General features: G+C 62.7%; 13 protein-coding genes, 2 tRNA genes and 1 pseudogene. 11 read left to right on the forward strand and 5 right to left on the reverse strand.

All coding sequences use genetic code 11. From position 1 onward, the window contains the following. The first annotated feature begins 65 nt into the window (after positions 1-65). The gene (gene rmuC, locus ABVN19_RS02855) at positions 66-1454 is read left to right on the forward strand and encodes a DNA recombination protein RmuC (protein ID WP_167332111.1); all 1389 of its coding nucleotides are present in this window, start codon (positions 66-68) and stop codon (positions 1452-1454) included. On the opposite strand, the pseudogene ABVN19_RS02860 reads toward rmuC, so the two are convergent. Further along, positions 1426-4901, reverse strand: a pseudogene (locus tag ABVN19_RS02860) (NahK/ErcS family hybrid sensor histidine kinase/response regulator). The gene rmuC and the pseudogene ABVN19_RS02860 sit on opposite strands and share 29 nt — an antisense overlap. A 140-nt stretch (positions 4902-5041) precedes the next feature. After that, positions 5042-5584 carry a TetR/AcrR family transcriptional regulator gene (locus ABVN19_RS02865; protein ID WP_028943610.1) on the reverse strand — a complete coding sequence of 181 codons (543 nt, stop codon included), beginning with the start codon at positions 5582-5584 and terminating at the stop codon, positions 5042-5044. Between the two features lie 92 nt (positions 5585-5676). Here ABVN19_RS02865 and ABVN19_RS02870 point away from each other — a divergent pair, with 92 nt between their 5' ends. Further along, positions 5677-6873: an MFS transporter gene (locus tag ABVN19_RS02870; protein ID WP_105641702.1), complete on the forward strand. Its 1197-nt coding sequence runs from the start codon at positions 5677-5679 to the stop codon at positions 6871-6873. On the opposite strand, the gene ABVN19_RS02875 is transcribed toward ABVN19_RS02870, so the two are convergent. Next, positions 6843-8054: an MFS transporter gene (locus tag ABVN19_RS02875; RefSeq protein WP_105641703.1), complete on the reverse strand. Its 1212-nt coding sequence runs from the start codon at positions 8052-8054 to the stop codon at positions 6843-6845. The genes ABVN19_RS02870 and ABVN19_RS02875 overlap by 31 nt on opposite strands. Before the next feature lie 182 nt (positions 8055-8236). On the opposite strand from ABVN19_RS02875, the gene ABVN19_RS02880 reads away from it, so the two are divergent. After that, positions 8237-9385 (forward strand): TDT family transporter, encoded by a 1149-nt coding sequence (locus tag ABVN19_RS02880; RefSeq protein WP_028943613.1) that lies wholly within the window; start codon positions 8237-8239, stop codon positions 9383-9385. A gap of 79 nt (positions 9386-9464) precedes the next feature. Continuing rightward, complete coding sequence (locus ABVN19_RS02885) at positions 9465-11339, forward strand: MFS transporter (RefSeq protein ID WP_105641704.1); 1875 nt, start codon at positions 9465-9467, stop codon at positions 11337-11339. 15 nt (positions 11340-11354) lie between these two features. Here the strand turns inward: ABVN19_RS02885 and sugE are convergent, their stop codons facing one another. Beyond that, on the reverse strand, positions 11355-11672 hold the full coding sequence (gene sugE, locus ABVN19_RS02890; protein WP_028943615.1) for a quaternary ammonium compound efflux SMR transporter SugE: 318 nt from the start codon (positions 11670-11672) through the stop codon (positions 11355-11357). Positions 11673-11890: 218 nt separating this feature from the next. Continuing rightward, entirely contained in the window at positions 11891-12811 is a 921-nt protein-coding gene (gene rdgC / locus ABVN19_RS02895; protein WP_028943616.1) for a recombination-associated protein RdgC, read from the reverse strand. A gap of 159 nt (positions 12812-12970) precedes the next feature. Here rdgC and ABVN19_RS02900 point away from each other — a divergent pair. From ABVN19_RS02900 to ABVN19_RS02930, 7 genes are all read left to right on the forward strand, one after another. Further along, positions 12971-13046, forward strand: a tRNA-Val gene (locus ABVN19_RS02900). 16 nt (positions 13047-13062) lie between these two features. Next, positions 13063-13139: transfer RNA gene (locus ABVN19_RS02905), tRNA-Asp, on the forward strand. 333 nt (positions 13140-13472) lie between these two features. Then, positions 13473-17261 (forward strand): bifunctional nitrate reductase/sulfite reductase flavoprotein subunit alpha, encoded by a 3789-nt coding sequence (locus ABVN19_RS02910; RefSeq protein ID WP_105641705.1) that lies wholly within the window; start codon positions 13473-13475, stop codon positions 17259-17261. 277 nt (positions 17262-17538) lie between these two features. Continuing rightward, positions 17539-20097 (forward strand): nitrite reductase large subunit NirB, encoded by a 2559-nt coding sequence (nirB, locus tag ABVN19_RS02915; RefSeq protein ID WP_105641706.1) that lies wholly within the window; start codon positions 17539-17541, stop codon positions 20095-20097. After that, positions 20097-20465 (forward strand): nitrite reductase small subunit NirD, encoded by a 369-nt coding sequence (gene nirD / locus ABVN19_RS02920; protein WP_028943619.1) that lies wholly within the window; start codon positions 20097-20099, stop codon positions 20463-20465. The genes nirB and nirD overlap by 1 nt, the downstream gene beginning before the upstream one ends. A 44-nt stretch (positions 20466-20509) precedes the next feature. Continuing rightward, positions 20510-21442, forward strand: coding sequence for a pca operon transcription factor PcaQ (gene pcaQ / locus ABVN19_RS02925; protein ID WP_028943620.1), 933 nt, complete (start codon positions 20510-20512; stop codon positions 21440-21442). A gap of 226 nt (positions 21443-21668) precedes the next feature. Continuing rightward, a complete protein-coding gene (locus ABVN19_RS02930) occupies positions 21669-22391 on the forward strand; it encodes an FKBP-type peptidyl-prolyl cis-trans isomerase (RefSeq protein ID WP_028943621.1) in 723 nt (240 codons plus the stop codon). Positions 22392-22472 lie beyond the last annotated feature (81 nt).

Genomic DNA, 22472 nt, shown 5'->3' on the forward strand with positions numbered 1-22472 from the left:
TGCCGTGCCTGGGGTGGGTGTTTCAGCAGCAGCGCCGGTTTGCCGCCCGTGAAGCGCAGGCGGCATTGCTGGAGGAGCGATTGAGCAGTGCCCAGATGGCCCAGGAAGGCTTGCTCGCTCAGCTCGATGCCAGTCGTGACGAAATCAGCGACCTGAGCCAGGCCAATGCCGCCAAGCAAGCGACCCTTGCCGCCCAGGCCCGTGAGCTGGAGCTGTTGCAGATCGATCGTGACAATGCCCGCGATGCCGCCCACGCCTGGCAGATCGAACGCACCGCCCGTGAAGCCGAACTGCGGCGCCTCGATGCCCACAGCGCAGCCCTGAGTGCCGAATTGCGCGAACAGCAGGACAGCCATCAGCAGCGCCTGGCCGACCTGCAGGGCTCGCGTGATGAGCTGCGCGCCCAATTCGCTGAAATGGCCACCAAGATCTTCGATGAGCGCGAGCAACGCTTCGCCCAGACCAGCCAGCAGCATCTCGGCCAACTGCTCGATCCGCTCAAGGAGCGCATCCAGGCCTTTGAAAAACGCGTTGAAGACAGCTACCAGCAAGAGGCCCGGGAACGCTTCTCCCTGGCCAAGGAGCTGGAGCGCCTGCAGCAACTCAACCTGCGCCTGAGCGATGAAGCCAACAACCTGACGCAGGCCCTCAAGGGCCAGAAGACCCAGGGCAACTGGGGCGAGCTTATTCTCGAGCGAGTGCTGGAGCACGCAGGCCTGGAGAAGGGGCGTGAATACCAGACCCAGGTCAGCCTCAAGAGTGCCGACGGTGAGCGCTTCCAGCCCGACGTCTTGATCATGCTGCCGGGCGACAAGCAGGTGGTGGTCGATTCCAAGGTCAGCCTGACCGCCTACCAGCAGTATGTTGCGGCTGACGACAGCGAGATTGCCCAAGCGGCGCTCAAGCAACATGTGCTGTCGTTGCGCAACCATGTCAAAGGATTGTCGGGCAAGGATTACAACCGCCTGGAAGGGCTGCACAGCCTCGACTTCGTGCTGCTCTTCGTGCCTATCGAAGCAGCGTTTTCTGCTGCGCTGCAAGCCGAGCCGAACCTGTTCCAGGAAGCCTTCGACCGGCAGATCGTGATTGTCAGCCCCACTACTTTGCTGGCCACCCTGCGAGTTATCGACAGCCTCTGGAAGCAGGAGCGCCAGAGTCAGAATGCTCGGGAAATCGCCGAGCGTGCCGGCTGGCTCTATGACAAGTTCGTGCTGTTCATCCAAGACCTGGACGAACTGGGCAACCGCCTTCAGCAGGTCGACAAGGCCTACAGCGCGGCACGCAACAAGCTCTGCGAAGGGCGTGGCAACCTGATCAGCCGCAGCGAGCAGCTCAAGCTCCTGGGCGCGCGGGCCAGCAAGAGCCTGCCGGCCGATCTGCTGGAGCGGGCCATGGGCGAGGGCGACCCGCTGTCTGCCAGCGCCCTTACTGGACCAGGCTCAGATGCCGATTGAGCAGGGCGCGCAAGGCGGCCGGCTTGACCGGCTTGGCCAGGTAGTCGAGGCCGGCGGCGTGAACCTGGGCAATCATCTCGCGGCGCCCATCGGCACTGATCACCACCCCCGGCACCGGCTCACCCAGGCGGGTGCGTAGCCAGGCCATCAGTTCGGTGCCGGTGTCGCCGTCATCCAGGTGGTAGTCAACCAGCGCCAGATGCGGGCGCAGCCCTTCTGCGAGCAGGGCCTCGCACTCCTGGCGGTTGCGGGCGGTGTGTACCTTGCAACCCCAGCGGCTGAGCAGGCTGCTCATGCCGATGAGGATGCTGTCCTCGTTGTCGACACACAGCACCTGCAGGCCTGCCAGCGGTTGTCCGGCCTGTTCGGTCGGAGTAGCCACCGCCGCGGCAGGGGCAGTAGCCAGGGGCACACTGACCCGGAATACGCTGCCCTTGCCGGGCCAGGAGCGCACTTCCAGTGGATGGCCGAGTACCCGGCACAAGCCATCGGCAATTGCCAGGCCAAGGCCCAGGCCTTTTTCGGCGCGGGTCTGATGGCTGTCCAGGCGTTTGAATTCCTCGAAGATCACCTGCAGCTTGTCATCGGCAATGCCAGGGCCGCGGTCCCAGACTTCCAGCCAGAGCGTGTCGCCCTGGCGGCGCACGCCCAGCAGAATCGGGCTCTTTCCATAGCGGAAGGCATTGGTCAGGAAGTTCTGCAGAATCCGCCGTAGCAGTTTCATGTCGCTCTGTACCCGCAGGCGGCTGCTGCGCAGGCGGAAGTCCAGGCCTTGTTGCTGGGCCAATACCTTGAACTCGGCGCCCAGGGTGTCGAACAGCTCATTGAGGGCAAAAGGCTTGGGGTCGGGGGTGATCTTGCCGTTTTCCAGGCGCGAGATATCCAGCAGGTCGCTGATCAACTCTTCGGCCGAACGCAGTGAACTGTCCATGTGCTGGACCAGTTGCTGGGCGTCAGCCGACAACCCTTCGCCCTGGTGGGAGAGGGCAGCGGAGAACAGCCGCGCGGCGTTCAGCGGTTGCATCAGGTCATGGCTGACGGCGGCCAGGAAGCGAGTCTTGGATTGGTTGGCGGCCTCGGCATGGCTTTTCGCTTCGGTCAGTGCCTGGTTCAGTTGCGAGAGTTCGTGGGTACGCTCGGTCACCCGCTGCTCCAGGCCCTCGTTGGCTTCCTTGAGCGCTTGTTCGGCCTCGCGGAAGGGGGTGATGTCGGTGAAGCTCATGACGAACCCGCCGCCGGGCATGGGGTTGCCGATCAGCTCGATCACCCGGCCATTGGGGAACAGGCGCTCGGAGGTGTGCGCGCGGCCCTGGCGCATCCAGTGCAGGCGCCGGGCAACATGGACCTGGGCTTCGCCCGGGCCGCACAGGCCGCGTTCGGCGTTGTAGCGGATGATGTCGGCGATGGGCCGGCCGACGCTGATCAGGCCGTCTGGGTAGTTGAACAGCTCCAGGTAGCGACGGTTCCAGGCCACCAGGCGCAGGTTCTGGTCGACCACGCTGATGCCCTGGCTGATGTTCTCGATCGCGCCCTGCAACAGGGCTCGGTTGAACTGCAGCACCTCCGAGGCTTCGTCGGCGATGCGCACCACATCTTCAAGCTGCATGTCGCGGCCTTCGATGGCTGCCTTGACCACGGCGCGGGTCGAAGAGGCGCCCAGCACACCGGCAAGCAGGCGTTCGGTGTGTTCGATCCAGTCGCCGTCGGCATTCTGGTTGGGGTTGAAACCCTTGCCCTGGCGATAGGCAAAGCGAATAAAGCTCTGGCGTGCCCGCTCTTCACCGACAAAGCGCGCGGCCAGATGAAGCAGGTCGTCGATCTGCACCGCCAGCAACGAGCGGCTGCTGGGCCGGGCGCTGGTTTGCTGGCCGATGAAGCGACCGGCCTGCCAGTGCTCGGAGACCCGCGTGCGAGAAAGAATCGAGACCCAGGCGAACAGGGTGAAGTTGCCTGCCAGCGACAGCACCACCCCTTGGGTCAACGGTGTGATCGGCAGGTCCAGCGGATTGCCATGCAACCAGGCAAGACCCGGGAACAGGTCCAGCGACCAGCCCACGCTATGGGCGGCAATCGGCAGTACCAGGGTGTAGAACCAGAGGAAGATTCCGGCGGCCAGGCCGGAAACACGCCGCGACGGTTGGCCTGTTTCCAGTACAGGGCGCCGAGCATGGCCGGCGTCAGTTGGGTCACCGCGGCGAAGGCGATCTGGCCGATGGTTGCCAGGCTTGCTGTGGAGCCCAGCAGGCGGTAGCTCACATACGCCAGCAGGAGGATGGCGACAATGGTCACCCGGCGTACCGAGAGCATCCAGTGGCGGAACACTTCGAATGGCCGCTCGGCGTTGTTGCGGCGCAACAGCCAGGGCAGCAGCATGTCGTTGGAAACCATGGTCGACAGCGCCACGCTGGCCACGATCACCATGCCGGTTGCCGCCGAGGCGCCACCGATGAAAGCCAGCAGCGCCAGCGCCGGGTGGGCTTCGGCCAGGGGCAGGCTGATGACGAAGGAATCGGGGATCACCGATGCCGGCAGCAGCATCTGCCCGGCCAGGGCGATCGGCACCACGAACAGTGCGGCGAGAATCAGGTAGGCGGGGAACACCCAGCGGGCCAGGCGCAGGTCTTGCGGCTCGATGTTCTCGACCACGGTGACGTGGAACTGCCGCGGCAGGCAGATGATCGCCATCATCGCCACCCCGGTCTGCACCACCATGGACGGCCAGTTGATGGTTTCCTGCCAGTAGGTTTCCAGGCGCGGGGCAAGCCTGGCCTGGGTGAACAGGTCGTCGAAACCGTCATACAGGTTGAAAGTCACGAAGGCGCCGACGGCCAGGAAGGCCAACAGCTTGACCAGCGACTCGAAGGCAATGGCCAGGACCATGCCACGGTGGTGTTCGGTCACGTCCAGGCTGCGAGTACCGAAGACAATGGTGAACAGCGCCAGCACCAGCGATATCACCAGCGCGGTGTCCTGCACCCGGCTGCCGGTGGCATCGGCACTGGCACCGATCAGCAGGTTGACGCCCAGTACGATGCCCTTGAGCTGCAAGGCGATATAGGGCAGCACCCCGACCAGGCAGATCAGCGCCACCACCACGGCCAGCGTCTGGGACTTGCCGTAGCGGGCGGCGATGAAGTCGGCAATCGAGGTGATGTTTTCCTGTTTGCTGATCAGCACCATCTTCTGCAGCACCCAGGGGGCGAACAGCAGCAACAGCACCGGGCCCAGGTAGATCGGCAGGAATGCCCAGAGTTGTTCGGCGGCCTGGCCGACGGCGCCAAAGAAGGTCCAGCTGGTGCAATACACGGCCAGCGACAGGCTGTACACCCAGGCGCGCAGGCGCGGGGGCAGCGGCGTACTGCGACGGTCGCCATAGAATGCGATAGCGAACATGATGGCCATATAGGCCAGGGCGACCACGGCGATCAGCCCACTGGACAGCGACATGACTACTCCGAAGCGAAAAGGTGGAACAGCCGTTGGGGCAACGCAGGCGTAACGGCGAACCTCGATCAATCAGTCTGGCACGCCGTTGGCGCTTCGTCAGCGCCGACCATGGTCGCAGTGGCAGAGCGTCGCAGGGTGGCTCAGGCCAGGGCCAGGTCGACCAGCCCGTGCAGTTGTTCCAGGCTCGGTGGGGCTTCGGCAAACAGGATACGAAATACCGTGGGCGCCACCAGCAGGTCGAGCAGCCGGTCAAGGTCTGGCAGGGCTTCGCCGCGGCGTTCGGCCCGCGCCAGAATCACCTGCAACTGGCTGCGCAGGATGCGCGTGCAGTAGCCAGGGCAGGCGCTGCTGATCACGTCGCGCATCATGTTGCGGCCAACGTCCGAGCTCATTTCGTCCAGGTACTGTTCGGCCCAGGCCAGCAGGTCGCCGCGCAAACTGCCGGTGTCGGCGGGCGCGGTATCCGGGCGCAGGCGTTCGAGGGCAACATCGGCCAGCAGGGCGACCAGCTCTCCCCAGCGTCGGTAGATGGTCGAGGGTGTTACACCGGCGCGGGCGGCAACCTGTGGAACGGTCAGGGTCGAGCGATCTTGCTCCTGAAGCAAGGCGCGAACGGCCGCATGGACTGATTCCTGCACACGGGCACTGCGGCCACCCGTGCGAATCCCTTCTTTTATTGGCATGCGTCAGACCTTAACACAAAGGGTTTGCGTTAAGGCGTGGAGGCGCGCAGACTTTGCAAAAGCTAACAGTTAGCTTTTGCTGGAGCTCGCCCATGACCCTCGCGTCCCCCTCGCCACTGTCCCGTCGTTTTTCCGCGTTGTACCTGGCTGTTGGCCTGCTCGGTTTTCTGGCCGCGTCCAGTGCGCCGACACCGCTGTATCACCTGTATCAGGAGGCCTGGCAGTTCTCGGCAGCAACCCTGACCCTGATTTTCGCCGTGTACGCCCTGAGCCTGTTGGCGGCGTTGCTGACGGTGGGATCGCTGTCGGATTACCTGGGCCGTCGTCCCCTGATCCTGGCGGCCTTATTGCTCGAAAGCCTGGCCATGGCGCTGTTCATCGTCGCCGACAGCGTCGCCTGGCTACTCGCGGCGCGGGTGTTGCAGGGCTTTGCCACTGGCATGGCAACCAGCGTGCTGGGCGCGGCACTGCTCGACACCGACCGCGATCAGGGGCCGCTGGTCAACAGCCTGGCGCCGCTGCTGGGAATGGCTTGTGGTGCGCTGGGTACCAGCCTGCTGGTGGCGTACGCCGCCTGGCCACTGCGGCTGGCCTACTGGCTGTTATTGGGACTGTTCGTGTTGCTGGCATTGTTGCTGGCTCGCTTGCCGGAAAGCGTCACCCGTCAGCCAGGTGCGCTCGCGGCATTGCGTCCCACCATGAGCGTACCGCCCCAGGCCCGGCGCGCCGTGTGGCGGATGCTGCCAGTGAACGTGGCGGTCTGGGCCCTGGGTGGGTTCTCTCTGTCGCTGTTGCCGTCGCTGGTGCGTGCGGCCACCGGCTCCACCTCCAGCCTTACCGGTGGCGCGGTGGTTGCTACCTTGACCTTGAGCGGGGCACTGGTGATTTTCAGCGTGCGCCGGTGGGCGCCGTTGCGGGTGCTACGGTTGGGGACGCTGCTGTTAGGCAGTGGCGCCGTGTTGATGTTGCTGGCGTTGCAAAGTGGCCTGCTCGGGGGGCTGTTCGTCGCCACACTCGTGGCTGGCTGTGGTTTTGGCGCCGGATTTCTCGGCGCTTTGCGCAGTACCCTGCCACTGGCCCAGGCCCATGAGCGGGCCGGCTTGATGGCAGCCTATTACGTGTTGAGCTACCTGGCCTTCAGCCTGCCGGCGCTGCTGGCAGGCCTGTTGGTACGTCAGTTCGGCCTGATGTTCACTAGCGAAGGGTATCTGATTGGCCTGTTGGCATTGTGCCTGCTGGCCTGTACCGGCCTGTTCGGTCAACGTTCGGTGACAGCCTGCTCAACCTGACGAGGGCTGGTGCGAGCGCCTAGATAGTAGAACAGCGCTGCCAGCAACACCGCGCCGATCAACAGATAGAAGGTAGCCATCGGTACCAGGTGGGCCAGGGCGAACCCGCAGATCACCGGACCAAGTGCCGCGCCGAGGTTGGACAGGTTCTGTGCGCCGTAATACACCCCGCGCAGGTGTTCCGGGGCAATGCTGTCGATGAACATGTACTCGGCCGGGATCACGATGATCTCGCCCAGGGTGAAGACCACCATGGCAAGGCACCAGGCCAGCAGTGACTGGGCCATGGAAAACCCCAGCAGCCCGACCAGGAACAGCGTCATGCCGGCCATCAGCCAGGGAATCAGGCGACGGGTACTGATGCGTCGACCGATGACGTACTGCAGGGCAATAACGGTTACGGCGTTGGTGGCTACCAGGTAGCTGATATAGCGGGCGGCCTCACTGGCGTTGCTGGTCACTACCAGGTATTGCGACAGGTAGGCGGTGAACTGGCCGAACACCACGGCGCTGAGCGCACCGCCCAGGGTGAAGTAGATCAGCCGTCGATCCCTGATCATTTGCACGCCCACACTGAGGAAGCCGGCCTGGGGGCTGTCATCGAGCTGCGTCCGTGCCGAGCGTTCGCCCCAGCGCCGGTAGCACAGGCACATTGCCAGGCCCAGGAGGGCCGAGAGCAAAAAGGGCCAGTGATAGTCGAACATTACCAACGCCACGCCGATGAACGGCCCCACTGCATAGGCCACGTTGTTCAGGGTGTATTTGATCGCGAACACTTCGCCGCGTTGCTCCAGCGGCAACAGCGCACAGAAGCCGGCCTTGGCGGCAATGGTGACCACAGCAAGGGCCAGGTTGATCAGCACCAGGCAGATGAAAAACAAGCCGAGCTCGCGGCTGATCACCGCACCGATGAACGCTACGGTGAAGGTCAGGGTCGAGACGATGATCACGGTGAAACTGCGCAGGGTGTCGATCAGGTAGCCGCCGTAGAGGCTCAGCAGCGAGGCGACAATCAGCGCACCGCCGATTATTAGGCCGATACCGCTGACATCCAGGGCGAAATTTTCCGAGAGGTAAACCACCAGGTAGGGCAGGGTGATCGCCCGGGCCAGGGTGAGGGTAAACGTAGTTGCGAGCAGCAGGCGAACCTGGGGTGCATAGCGCTTCATGGCGTCGAGCATTGTCACGTCCTTGTTGTTATTGCGTGGAGCCGCCAACGCCCAGCATACCTTCCTGTAGAAGGGGTGTAACAGGATGTTCTATATCTATGAAATAGATAACAGATAGAGAAAATACCCGTTATATGGATATTCTTTGAGCGCATAAGATTGGTTGACCTCACCGGAGGACAGGAGAACCGACCATGACTTGCCTGCAACAACACGCCACTTCATCTTTGCGCCCACTGAACCGCCTGGCTCACCCGCGTGAAGTGATCCGTCAATTCACCCCCAACTGGTTCGCCGCGACCATGGGCACCGGGGTGCTCGCGCTGGCGCTGATGCAGGTGGGAATGGAACGTCTGCACAGCCTGGCCGAAGCGCTGTGGTGGTTGACCGTGGGCCTGTTCGTCCTGTTCAGCGTGCTATACACCGCGCGCTGGGTGTTGTTTTTCGATGAGGCACGGCGGATTTTCGCCCACTCCACCGTATCGATGTTTTTCGGCACCATTCCCATGGGGCTGGCCACCATTCTCAACGGCGCCTTGCTGTTCGGCATCAATCGCTGGGGCGAGGGCATCGTGCCGTGGATCGAAGCGCTGTGGTGGTTCGATGTGGGCCTGGCCCTGTTGTGCGGCGTGGCCATTCCCTACCTGATGTTCACCCGCCAGGAGCACAGCATCGATCAGATGACTGCCGTCTGGCTGCTGCCTGTGGTCGCCGCCGAAGTAGCGGCAGCCAGCGGCGGCCTGTTGGCGCCGCACCTGATCGATGCGCAGAGCCAGTTCCTGGTGCTGATCACCAGCTATGTCATGTGGGCGGTGTCGTTGCCAGTGGCTTTCAGCATTTTGACCATCCTCATGCTGCGCATGGCCTTGCACAAGTTGCCCCACGCCAATATGGCTGCGTCGAGCTGGCTGGCGCTGGGCCCGATCGGTACCGGGGCACTGGGCATGCTGGTGCTGGGCGCCGATGCCCCAGCCGTGTTCGCTGCCAATGGCCTGGGTGGCCTGGGTGAGATTGCCCGTGGCCTGGGACTGGTCGCCGGCATTGTGTTGTGGGGGGCCGGACTGTGGTGGTTGCTCACCGCGGTGCTGATTACCCTGCGCTACATCCGTCACGGCATGCCCTTTAATCTGGGCTGGTGGGGTTTCACCTTCCCGTTGGGGGTGTACACCCTGGCAACGCTCAAGCTGGGCGCCTGGTTGGGGCTGGCCTTCTTCCACAGCATGGGGCTGGTGCTGGTAGTGGCCCTGGCCGGCCTGTGGCTGCTGGTCGGCAGTCTGACCTTGCGCGGCGCCTGGCGGGGTGAGTTGTTCGTGTCACCCTGCATTGCCGGGCTCAACAAGTAGATTGCATTTACCTGAGTGATTGTGGCTTTGTTCGGCTTGCGCGCCTCCAATGACAAAGCCCCACTCAGGTACACGGACGATGAGTCAAACCTCGCAATTCAGCCTCCTTGGCAAGCGGCGATTTTTGCCCTTCTTTATTACCCAGTCGCTGGGTGCCTTCAACGACAACCTGTTCAAGCAGTCGTTGATCCTCGCCATTCTCTACAAACTGGCGATCGACGGTGACCGTTCGATCTGGATCAACGTGTGTGCGCTGCTGTTCATCCTGCCGTTCTTCCTGTTTTCCGCCCTGGCCGGGCAATTTGGCGAAAAGTTCGCCAAGGACGCGCTGATCCGCCTGATCAAGTTGGCCGAGATCGGCATCATGGCCGTGGGTGCCATCGGTTTTCTGACCAACCACCTGGCGTTGATGCTGCTGGCGTTGTTCGCCATGGGGACGCACTCGGCACTGTTCGGTCCGGTCAAATATTCGATCCTGCCGCAGGCCTTGCGCGAGCAAGAGCTGGTTGGGGGTAACGGCCTGGTGGAGATGGGCACATTCCTGGCGATCCTGGCCGGGACCATTGGCGCCGGGGTCATGATGTCCAGCACCCACTATGCGCCGGTGGTGGCCTGCGCCGTGGTGCTGGTGGCCGCGCTGGGCTACCTGTCGAGCCGGTGGATTCCGCGCGCGAGCGCAGCGTCGCCACAGATGAAGCTGGATTGGAACATCTTTACGCAATCCTGGGCCACCTTGCGCCTGGGGCTTGGCCAGACCCCTGCGGTGTCACGTTCGATTGTCGGCAACTCCTGGTTCTGGTTTGTCGGTGCGATCTACCTGACGCAGATTCCGGCCTACGCCAAGGACTGGCTACACGGTGACGAGACCGTGGTCACCCTGGTGTTGACCTTGTTCTCGGTGGGCATCGCCCTGGGGTCGCTGTTGTGTGAGCGTTTGAGTGGGCACAAGGTAGAGATTGGCCTGGTGCCGTTCGGCTCCTTTGGACTGACCCTGTTCGGCCTGCTGTGGTGGTGGCATTCGGGCGATGTGCCGGCAGCGGCAACGCCCCATGACTGGCTGACTCTGCTGGGCATGACCGAGGCATGGTGGATCTTGCTGGCGATTGTCGGTCTTGGCGTCTTTGGCGGCTTCTACATCGTGCCGCTGTATGCCTTGATCCAGTCGCGTACCGCGGTTAACGAGCGCTCGCGGGTGATCGCCGCCAACAACATTCTCAATGCGTTGTTCATGGTGGTCTCGGCAATTGTCACCATCGTGTTGTTGAGCCTGGCCGAACTGACCATTCCCCAGTTGTTCCTGGTGGTGTCGTTGCTGAACATTGGCGTCAACGCCTACATCTTCAGGATCGTCCCCGAGTTCACCATGCGCTTCATGATCTGGCTGCTCAGCCATTCCATGTACCGGGTCGAGCACCGCGACCTGCAGCAGATTCCGGAGGAGGGTGCGGCGCTGCTGGTGTGCAACCACGTGTCGTTTGTCGATGCCTTGCTGATTGGCGGGGCAGTGCGCCGGCCCATCCGGTTTGTCATGTACTACAAGATCTACCAACTGCCGGTGCTCAACTTCATCTTCCGTACCGCAGGTGCCATTCCCATTGCCGGGCGCCATGAAGATGGCGAGATCTACGAGCGGGCGTTCAAGCGCATTGCCGATTGCCTGGCCGAGGGTGAACTGGTGTGTATCTTTCCGGAGGGCAAGCTGACCAGTGATGGTGAGATCGATGAGTTCAAGGGCGGGGTAAGCCGGATCATCGAACAGACACCGGTACCGGTGATTCCGCTGGCTTTGCAGGGCTTGTGGGGCAGCTTTTTCAGCCGCGATCCGGGCAAGGGTTTCTTTCGGCGCTTGTGGTCCAGGGTGACCCTGGTGGCCGGTGCAGCAGTCCCGGTAGACGTAGCGCAGCCGGCACTGTTGCGAGAGCGCGTCAGCCAGTTGCGAGGCGAACTGCGCTGACAGCGAAGGGCAAGGTCAGCTGGCGCTGACCTTGAGGCCGATCAGGCCGGTGACAATCAGGGCAACGCTGAGCAGGCGCACCAGCGCCATGGATTCACCGAACAGGATGATGCCGGCGATCACCGTGCCGACCGCACCGACACCGGTCCAGATGGCGTAGGCCGTGCCCAGGGGCAGCTCTTTCATGGCAAGGCCCAGCAGGCCGAGGCTGATGGCCATGGCAGCGACAGTCAGAACAGTGGGAAGGGGGCGAGTGAAACCGTCGGTGTATTTAAGGCCGACAGCCCAGCCGACTTCGAACAGGCCGGCAAAAAACAGGATGATCCAGGACATGCGGAGTCTCCATCAGGTTGATGGGGCCGTCCCCGAAGCGGTCACGCGGTGCGTCGTGAGGCCGTCCTCACAGTGGGCAATATAGTGCCCAACTTGTAAATGATGAGCAAGCCAGCTGGAAGCAACTGTCTTGCACAGTTGCGGTGGGAGCCGGGTTGCCCCGCGAAGCGATGCGACCTGCACATCACCATCGAGGGGCAAGCCCGCTCCTGCTTTGATTAGACCCCTTGCGGAATCTCTTCACCGCCCAGTGCTTCAAACAGCGCTGGGAGGAATTCGCCGAAGGTCAACATCATCAGGGTAAAGCTGGCATCGAGTTGCCCCAGGGCTTCGTCGCCACCGTCCTCTTCGGCCTGGTCCTGTAGCAGCTCTTCAAAGCGCAGGCGTTTGATGACCATCTTGTCGTCGAGCACGAACGACAGTTTGTCCTGCCAGGCCAAGGACAGCTGGGTCACCACTTTGCCGGTGCCCAGGTGCAGCTGGATCTCGTCGCTGGTCAGGTCCTGGCGCTTGCAGCGCACGATGCCGCCGTCTTCGTGGGTGTCGCGCAGTTCGCACTCGTCCAGTACATAGAAATCCGGGGCCGCTTGCTGGGTCTTGACCCAGTCGGTCATGGTCGCGCTCGGGGCGATCTTCACGGTGACCGGGCGTACCGGCAGCGAGCCCATCACTTCACGCAGGGTCGAGAGCAGATCTTCGGCACGCTTGGCGCTGGCCGAGTTGACCAGGATCAGGCCTTGCTTGGGGGCGATGGCAGCGAAGATCATCGAACGGCGAATAAAGGCACGCGGCAGGAAGGCCTGGATGATCTCGTCCTTGATCTGGTCGCGCTCCTTCTTATAGACCTTGCGCATCTGTTCGGCTTCGATCTCGTCGATCTTCTCTTTGACCGCATCACGCACCACGCTGCCGGGCAGGATGCGTTCTTCTTTACGTGCCGCGATCAGCAGGAAGTCACCGCTGACATGTACCAGTGGAGCATCCTCGCCTTTGCCGAACGGCGCGACGAAACCGTAAGTGGTCAACTCCTGGCTGGCGCAAGGACGCGCCGGCTTGCTGGCCAGAGCGGTTTCCAGTGCTTCGGGATCGAACGGGACATCCTGGGTCAGGCGATAGGTCAGCAGGTTTTTGAACCACATGGGGTGAATCTCTCCTCAACACATAAGGAGGGCATTATTCTCCGAGCGGGCACTTCAGGCCAAGTCCGCTAAGTCTTTGGAACGCCTGAAAAATTTTTTTAAAAAAGTGCTTGCCAGAGTGTTCGGTGCTCCGTAGAATGCGCGCCACACCGAGACGAAGGGTGATTAGCTCAGCCGGGAGAGCATCTGCCTTACAAGCAGAGGGTCGGCGGTTCGATCCCGTCATCACCCACCACTTCTCAGTGTATCGCGCAGCGGTAGTTCAGTCGGTTAGAATACCGGCCTGTCACGCCGGGGGTCGCGGGTTCGAGTCCCGTCCGCTGCGCCATATTTAGCTTCCAGGGCCCACTGAACACCCGGAAGCCACAAAGAAAGCGACCTTAGGGTCGCTTTTTTTGTTTCTGCCGTTCGGCTTTTCCACCCCGCATGCCTCTGCATGGTGCGCACGTCCCCAAGGCGGTGCGTCCGTGGCGCTGTGTTACGCTCGAAACCCCGCGATTAAAGGGCTGCGCAAGCTGGCGCGACCTTTGCTACTGCCTGTCTATCCGGCAATCAACGCAGATTGCTCCGTTCACGACAAAGGCGCCGTGCTGCCCTGACTTGTTTTCACAAGCCAGAACAGCAGGGCGCCTTTTTGTTTGCGCAAGCAGGAGGTAGGCAGATGAGCAGCACCAGCGTGCGCAGTGTTTGCCCGTATTGTGGTGTGGGCTGTGGCATTGTCATGACGGTTGAAGGCAACCGGGTGACCAACGTCAGCGGTGACAAACAGCATCCCAGCAATTTTGGCCGATTATGCACCAAGGGCCTGACATCGCATCAGCCGCTGCGCGAGTCTGGGCGTATGGGGCACGCCTATGTCCGAGAACTGCGCCAGCGCGATCCGGTGCAGACCGGCATCGATACTGCTATCGAGCAGGCCGCCCGGCGCCTGCGCGCAATTATCGACGAGCATGGCCCGGATGCCCTGGCGTTCTATGTGTCTGGGCAGATGTCGCTGGAGGCCCAGTACCTGGTCAACAAACTGGCCAAGGGCTTTGTTCGTAGCCGCCATATCGAATCCAACTCACGGCTGTGCATGGCCAGCGCCAGCAGCGGCTATAAACAGTCACTGGGTGCCGACGGCCCGCCGGGAAGCTATCAGGATTTTGACCGCGCCGATGTGTTCTTGGTGATTGGCGCGAACATGGCCGACTGTCACCCCATTCTGTTCCTGCGCCTGCTTGACCGGCTCAAGGCCGGCGCCCGCTTGATTGTCGTCGACCCCCGGCGCAGTGCCACCGCCGACAAGGCCGACCTGTTCCTGCAGATCAAGCCCGGTACGGACCTGGCCTTGCTCAATGGCCTGCTGCACCTGCTGCACAGCAATGGCCATAGCGATGCCGACTTCATTGCCCGCCATACCGACGGCTGGGAGGCGATGCCGGCCTTTCTCGAGGACTACACCCCCGCGCGGGTCGCTGCCATCACTGGCCTTGCCGAAGCCGACATCCGCACGGTCGCTCATTGGATCGGTCAGGCTCCGGAATGGATGAGTTGCTGGACGATGGGCCTGAACCAGAGCATCCACGGCACCTGGCAGACCAACGCGCTGTGCAACCTGCACCTGGCCACCGGCGCTATTTGCCGGCCGGGCAGTGGTCCCTTTTCGTTGACCGGACAGCCCAATGCCATGGGCGGGCGCGAGATGGGCTACATGGGGCCGGGCCTGCCGGGCCAGCGTTCTGCCCTGGTGGATGCGGATCGCGCCTTTGTCGAACGGTTGTGGAACCTCCCCGCAGACAGCCTGCGCAGTGAGACCGGTGACGGCACCGTAGCTCTGTTCGACAGCCTGACCGCAGGCTCGATCAAGGCTTGTTGGATTATTTGCAGCAACCCGGTGGCCAGCGTCGCCAATCGCCAGCAGGTCATCGATGGTTTGCAGGCGGCGGAACTGGTGATCACCCAGGATGCCTTCCTCGATACCGAAACCAACCGCTATGCCGACATCCTCCTGCCTGCCGCACTTTGGGCCGAAGGCGAGGGGGTAATGGTCAACTCCGAGCGCAACCTGACCTTGATGAACAAGGCAGTCGAACCGCCGGGCCAGAGCCTGCCCGACTGGCAGCTTATCGCCCGGATCGCCTGTGCCATGGGCTATGCCGAAGCTTTCAGCTACGACAGTGCGGAGGCGGTCTTCGAGGAAATTCGCCAGGCCTGGAACCCGGCCACTGGTTATGACCTGCGCGGCGCCAGCTATAGCGCCTTGCGCGAGGCGCCGCGGCAATGGCCGTGCGAGCCGCAGCGCGTCAATCCACGCAGCCCGCTGCGCTATCGCAACGACGGTGTCAGCCAGGCGCTGCTGCGTGATGGGCAGGGGCAGGTGCCCGCCATCGCCTTCGCTACCAGCAACGGCAAGGCGCGTTTCTTCGCACGGCCTTGCCTGCCGCCCGCAGAGATGCCGAATGACGATTTCCCCCTGGTGCTTAACACCGGGCGCGTCCAGCACCAGTGGCACACCCTGACCAAGACCGGCAAGGTGGCGGCCTTGAACAAACTCGACCCCGGGCCTTTTGTGGAGATTCATCCCGAGGACGCCGCGCGCCTGGGCATCGCCGAAAAGGATCAGGTACAGGTGCGCTCGCGCCGTGGCCAGGCGGTGCTGCCGGCACGGATCACCACGCGGGTACTGCCGGGCAACTGCTTTGCGCCGTTTCACTGGAACGATACGTTTGGCGACAACCTCGCGATCAACGCGGTCACCAGCGATGCGGTAGACCCGGTGTCGTTGCAGCCGGCCTTCAAGTACTGCGCGGTGGCCTTGAGCCGGGTTGCCGGTGAACGTATCGAAGCAGTTGAAGTGGCACCGCTGGTGTCTGTTCGCGATCAGCATCTGCTGCTCTGGGCCTCGCAAACCGGCAACGGCCAGGCGCTGGCCGAACGCTGCGCCGAACACCTGCGCCAGGTCGGGCTGCCGGTGCAGCTCAGTTGCATGGAAGATGTGGCGCTTGAGCAACTGGACAACCCCGCCAGCTTACTGCTGATCGCCAGCACCTTTGGCGATGGCGACGCACCGGACAGCGGCGCGGCCTTCTGGCAGGGGCTGCATGGTGAGCATTCCCGGCGGTGTGCGGGCCTGCCTTATGCGGTACTGGCCCTGGGGGATTCCAGTTACCAGCAGTTCTGTGGTTTCGGTCGCAAGCTCGACCAGCGCCTGCAAGACCTGGGTGGTCGGCGCCTGCTGGAGCGAGTCGATTGCGAAGGCGATCCGTTGGAGCCCGCGGGGCAATGGCTGCAGGCGCTGCTGGCCAAGTTCGGCCATCAAGGCGCATCGGCGCTGGGCGGCATGGCCCCTGCTGCCCGTGAGGGGTTCAGCAAGCAGGCACCGCTGTCGGCGCGCCTGCTGGACAATCGCCTGCTCAACAGTCCGGGTGCCGGGAAGGAAACCCGGCAAGTGGTGTTCGACTTGGCCGACAGTGATTTCAGGTATCAGGCTGGCGATGCACTGGGTGTCTGGCCGCGTAACTGCCCGGCGCTGGTAGAGGCGTTTCTGGCGGCCAGCGGGCTGGATGGCAACCGCTGCGTCAGCCTCAAGGGCCTGGCCGACATGCCGCTGTTCGAGGCGTTGACCGATCACCTGGAAATTGCCCGCATCACGCCGGCCTTGCTGGAAGCTGTGGCCAGCCACATTGATGATGCGCCGTTGCGCCAACTGCTGATGCCGCAAAACACGCTCGCGCTCAAGGACTGGCTGTGGGGCCGGCAACTGGTCGACCTGCTTCAGGCCTACCCGGTGCAACTGCAGCTGGACACCTGGCTCAGCCTGTTGAAGCCCTTGCAGCCAAGGCTCTATTCGATCAGTTCAAGCCCCGGCTTCCACCCAGGCCAGGTGCATTTGACGATGTCCACGGTCCGCTATGGCCAGCGCAAAGGCGTGTGCTCGACCTACCTGGCCGATCGCCTTGGGCAGGGCAGTGCGAGAATCTTCACCCAGCCGACGCAACATTTTCTCTTGCCCAAAGACAACGACGCGCCTGTCATCATGGTCGGCCCTGGTACCGGTGTTGCGCCGTTTCGCGCCTTTCTTCAAGAGCGCCAGGTGCAGGGCGCCAGCGGACGCAATTGGCTGTTCTTTGGTGAACAGAAAGCGGCCACCGATTTCTATTACCGCGATGAGCTTCTGGCGTGGCAGCGCGAGGGGCATCTCACTCGCCTGGACACCGCTTTCTCCCGTGACCAGTCGGCGAAGATCTATGTGCAGCAACGCATGATCGAGCAGGGCGCCGAGCTCTGGCGCTGGCTGGAGGAGGGCGGTCATTTTTATGTGTGCGGCGATGCCGAACGCATGGCCAAGGATGTCGAGGCGGCGCTCAAGCAGATCAGCCGCGAGCACGGTGCGCTCAGTGCCGATCAAGCCGATGCCTATGTCAGCGAACTGAGCCGCAGCAAGCGCTACCTGCGCGACGTGTATTGAGGGTGCCCCATAAGGGGGAGTGCTGCACCAGCCTGGGTCGGTGATGACGGCCGGCTGAACGGCCAAACCCCCGGTTCACGGGGTGTTCGGCAGTTGGCACGCTCCCTGCTTTTATCGAAATACAACGTTCTCGCGGGTCAATGGCGATCTGCACCGGAACTACACAAAACGACCAGGCAAAGGCGCCTGGAGCTTCGGCTCCAGGCGCCTTTTTTTGTTTTTCGGGGTTAGCCCCGGCAGTACAGCCACCGTGAATGGCCTTGAGTGAGGATCGGGTATGAATGCAGCAACGACCATCGCCCAGCGAGAAAAACTGATCATCGTTGGCAACGGCATGGTGGGGCATCACTGCGTCGAGCAACTGATCGAGCGAGGAGCCTTGGGCCGTTTCGAGGTGCAGGTGTTCGGTGAGGAGCGTCAACGCGCCTACGACCGGGTTCACCTGTCGGAGTACTTCAACGGCAGCGATGCCGAAACCTTGGCCCTGGGTGCAGTGGGGTTGTATGCCGAACACGGCATCAGCCTGCACCTGCAGGAGGCGGTGGTGGCGATCGATCGCGAGCGCCGCGAGGTGGTTACCCCGCTTGGACGCTATGCCTATGACCAACTGATCCTGGCCACCGGCTCTTATCCCTTCGTGCCGCCCATCGAGGGGTGTGAGGGCGCTTCGCGCCTGGTGTACCGCACCCTGGATGATCTGGACGCCATCCGCGCCGCTGCAACGGGTGCCCGGCGCGGGGTGGTGGTCGGTGGCGGGCTGTTGGGGCTTGAGGCGGCCAACGCCCTCAAGTCCCTGGGCCTGGAAGCTCATGTGGTGGAGTTTGCCCCGCGCCTGATGCCGGTACAGCTCGACGCTGAAGGCGGCGCGGCTCTGCGTGCGCAGATCGAGGCACTGGGCGTTGGGGTGCATCTGTCACGGGCAACCCAATCGGTGGTTGCCGGCGATGACTACCGCTACCGGATGAACTTCGATGGCGGTGAGAGTCTTGAAACCGACCTGATCGTATTCTCCGCCGGCATCCGCCCGCAGGATGCGCTGGGTCGCAGCAGCGGCCTGGAAATCGCCGCCCGTGGAGGCGTGGTGATCGACAGTAACTGCCGCACCAGCGATGCGCAGATCTTCGCCATCGGCGAATGTGCTTCGTGGAATGGCAGCGTGTTCGGTTTGGTCGCGCCGGGCTACACCATGGCGCGCAATGTGGCCGCGACACTGGCCGGTGAAGAGGCCGCCAGCTTCACCGGTGCCGACATGTCGACCAAGCTCAAGTTGCTGGGTGTCGATGTCGGCTCCATAGGTGATGCCCAGGGTGCGACGCCGGGGGCGCGCAGCTATCGCTTTATCGACGAAGCCAACTCGGCGTACCGTCGTCTGGTGGTCGATGCCAGCGGCAAGCGCGTGTTGGGTGCGGTGCTGGTGGGCGACAACAGTTACTACGATACGCTGCTGCAGTACGCACAAAACGGCATCGCATTGCCTGCCGATCCATCTGCGCTGATCTTGCCGCAATCGACCGGTGCGCCAACCCTGGGCGCCGATGCCTTGCCCGACAGCGCAACCATCTGTTCTTGTCACAACGTCAGCAAGGGCGCGATCTGCAGCGCCATCGACAACGGCTGCGGCGAACTGGGTGCGCTCAAGCAGCAGACCAAGGCCTGTACCGGATGCGGTGGCTGCGCGGCGCTACTCAAGCAGGTGTTCGAGCATGAGTTGATCGCCCGCGGTGCCAGCGTCGACAAGAGCCTGTGCGAACACTTCGCCTACACCCGCCAGGAGCTCTACGCCCTGGTGCGGGTGGAGGGCATCCTGAGTTTCGATGAGATGCTCGCCAAACATGGCCGCGGCCATGTGGGCTGCGACATCTGCAAACCCACCGTTGGCTCGATCCTGGCCTCGTGCTGGAACCAGCCGATCATGGACCCGTCGCTGGTACCGCTGCAGGACACCAACGACACTTTCATGGCCAACATGCAGAAGAACGGCACCTACTCGGTGGTACCGCGCATCCCGGGCGGCGAAATCACCCCGGACAAGCTCATCGTCATTGGCCAGGTGGCGAAGAAGTACGACCTCTACACCAAGATCACCGGCGGCCAGCGCATCGACCTGTTCGGGGCCCAGCTTCACGAGTTGCCGGCCATCTGGGGCGAACTGATCGAGGCCGGATTCGAGACCGGTCATGCCTATGGCAAGTCCACACGCACGGTCAAATCCTGTGTCGGCAGCACCTGGTGCCGCTATGGCGTACAGGACAGCGTACACATGGCCCTGACCCTGGAAGACCGCTACAAGGGCCTGCGCTCACCGCACAAACTCAAGTTCGCGGTATCGGGCTGCACCCGTGAGTGTGCCGAGGCGCAGAGCAAGGATATCGGTGTGATCGCCACCGAGAAGGGCTGGAACCTGTACGTCTGCGGCAACGGCGGCATGCGTCCACGGCATGCCGAACTGTTCGCTACCGACCTGGACGATGCCGCGCTGATCCGCACCATCGACCGGGTGCTGATGTTCTACATCCGTACTGCCGACAAATTGCAGCGCACCTCGGTGTGGCGTGAAAGCCTCGAGGGCGGCTTGGACTACCTCAAGCACGTGATTCTCGACGACAGCCTGGGCCTGGGCGCGGAGCTTGAAGCGCAGATGCAACTGGTGGTCGACCGATACGAATGCGAATGGGCGAATGCCCTGAAGGACCCGGAAAAACTCAAGCGTTTCCGTACCTTCGTCAACGACCAGCGCCCGGACCCAGGCGTGCATTTTGTCCGCGAGCGTGGCCAGCGCCGACCGATCGGCGCCGCTGAACTTCACTTGATCCCGACCACTGAAGAGGTGCTGTGATGAGCGTGTCCACTGTTGCTGTAAACCTGCAAGCCCGACACTGGCAGGCCGTGTGCAACCGCGATGACCTGGTGGCGCAATCGGGAGTGGTGGTGTGGTTCGAGGGACGGCAGGTGGCGCTGTTCTACCTGCCAGGGCAGAGTACACCGGTGTATGCCGTTGATAACGTCGACCCCAGGTCCGGCGCCAATGTGATTGGCCGTGGACTGGTGGGGCATCTGAACGGCGAACTGGTGGTGGCGGCGCCCTTGTACAAGCAGCACTTCTGCTTGAGTGACGGTCGTTGCCTGGAGGATGCGGGGCAGGCGTTGCAGGTGTGGCCGGTGCGCTTGTGTGGTGATCAGGTAGAGATCGGACAAGCCCCGTAGGAGCGGGCTTGCTCCGCGAAAGCCCGCGCCGATAAACTCCGGCGATGAACCTCGACACCCGTATCAAATTCCGCCACCTGCTGTGCTTTCTCGAAATTGCCCGCCAGGGCAGTTTCGCCAAGGCTGCCGATGCCATGGCGATCAGCCAGCCTGCCATCTCCAAGACCCTCAAGGAGCTTGAAGACCTGCTGCAGACACGCCTGTTCGAGCGCAGCAAGCAAGGCGTCGAACTAACCCCGGCCGGGGTGCGTTTCATGCGTTATGCCGGGCCCAGCGTCCAGGCCCTGCGTGAGGGTGTGAGTACCTTGCGGGGTGAGGAGCATGCACCGCCACAGGTGCGTGTCGGTGTGCTGTCTACGGTTGAAAGCCTGCTGATGCCCGAGGTGCTCTGTCGCCTGCACCAGCGCCATGAGGCCCTGGTGGTCAGCGTGGCCACCGGCCCCAGCGCTCATTTGCTGGCGCAATTGCATGTCGGCGAGCTGGACCTGGTGATCGGGCGCATGACCGACAGCCCGCAGATCCAGGGCTTGTTGTTCGAGCACCTGTACAGCGAGTCGATGTCGCTGGTGGTGCGTCCGGGACATCCGCTGCTGGCCGGTCAGCCTGTCGAGCGTAGCCAGGTCGGCCGCTATCCATTGGTACTGCCGCTGGCCGGTACGACCATCCGCAAGCACGCCGACAGTCTGTTCGTGCAGTGCGCCATCGAGCAACCGCTGCAGCGCCTGGAAACCCTGTCGCCAGCCCTGAGTCGCCGTTATGTGCAAGGCAGCGATGCCGTATGGGTAGCGCCGCGTGACGCCGTGCGGGTCGATCTGGGCCGGGGCGAGTTGTGCGAACTGGACCTGGGTGTGCAAGAGCCGGGCGGTTCGGTGGGCATCTGCAGCAACGCCGCGTTGCCACTGAGTTTGCCGGCCCGCTGGTTGTGCGAAGTGCTGCGCGAAGTGGCCGCGCAGTACCGCGACGGCAGCTACCCCTGAAATCCTGTCCTTATTACAAACTGCTACAAAAACTGCGCGCAAATTTGCTCAAGCGCCATGCCCCGTCAATACTGGCCACTGGCTGCAGCTTTGTATGAAGAAGGTTTTAACTGGCTGAACTTATCCGGCTTTTGTTGCTCTCATGCCGGTAGCCATTGGTCGTGGCCGCCTGATAAGCTCGCGGCTTTACTCGATTGCCCTATCGGCGCATGAACAAGGAAATAGCATGAAACAGCATCGGTTGGCGGCTGCGGTTGCCCTGGTTAGTCTGGTCCTGGCGGGTTGCGATTCGCAGACCAGCGTCGAGCTCAAGACTCCGGCACAGAAAGCCTCCTACGGTATTGGCCTGAACATGGGCAAAAGCCTGGCTCAGGAAGGCATGGACGACCTTGATTCGAAAGCAGTTGCTCAAGGCATCGAAGATGCTGTTGGCAACAAAGAGCAGAAGATCAAGGACGATGAACTGGTCGAAGCCTTTGCTGCCTTGCAGAAGCGCGCTGAAGAGCGTCTGGTCAAGATGAGCGAAGAGTCGGCTGCCGCTGGCAAGAAATTCCTTGAAGAAAACGGCAAGAAGACCGGTGTCGTGACCACCGCTTCCGGCCTGCAGTACGAAGTGATCAAGAAGGCCGACGGCGCCCAGCCAAAGCCGACTGACGTGGTCACTGTCCACTACGAAGGCAAGCTGATCGACGGCAAGGTCTTCGACAGCTCCGTCGAGCGTGGCAGCCCGATCGACCTGCCGGTTAGCGGCGTGATCCCGGGTTGGGTCGAAGGCCTGCAACTGATGCACGTGGGCGAGAAGTACAAACTGTTCATCCCGGCTGACCTGGCCTACGGCGCCCAGAGCCCGAGCCCGATGATCCCGGCCAACTCGGTCCTGGTTTTCGAGCTGGAACTGCTGGGCATCAAGGATCAGGCCAAGCCTGAAGCCGACGCCGCAGCCGAGTAAGCTGCCGCGTTAACGACAACGCCCCGTCTCGACGGGGCGTTGTCGTTTCTGGCGATTGCATCGAACCCCGAAGGCAAGGCA

The sequence above is a fragment of the Pseudomonas vranovensis genome, from assembly GCF_040438935.1.
In the GTDB taxonomy this organism is placed as follows: domain Bacteria; phylum Pseudomonadota; class Gammaproteobacteria; order Pseudomonadales; family Pseudomonadaceae; genus Aquipseudomonas; species Aquipseudomonas vranovensis.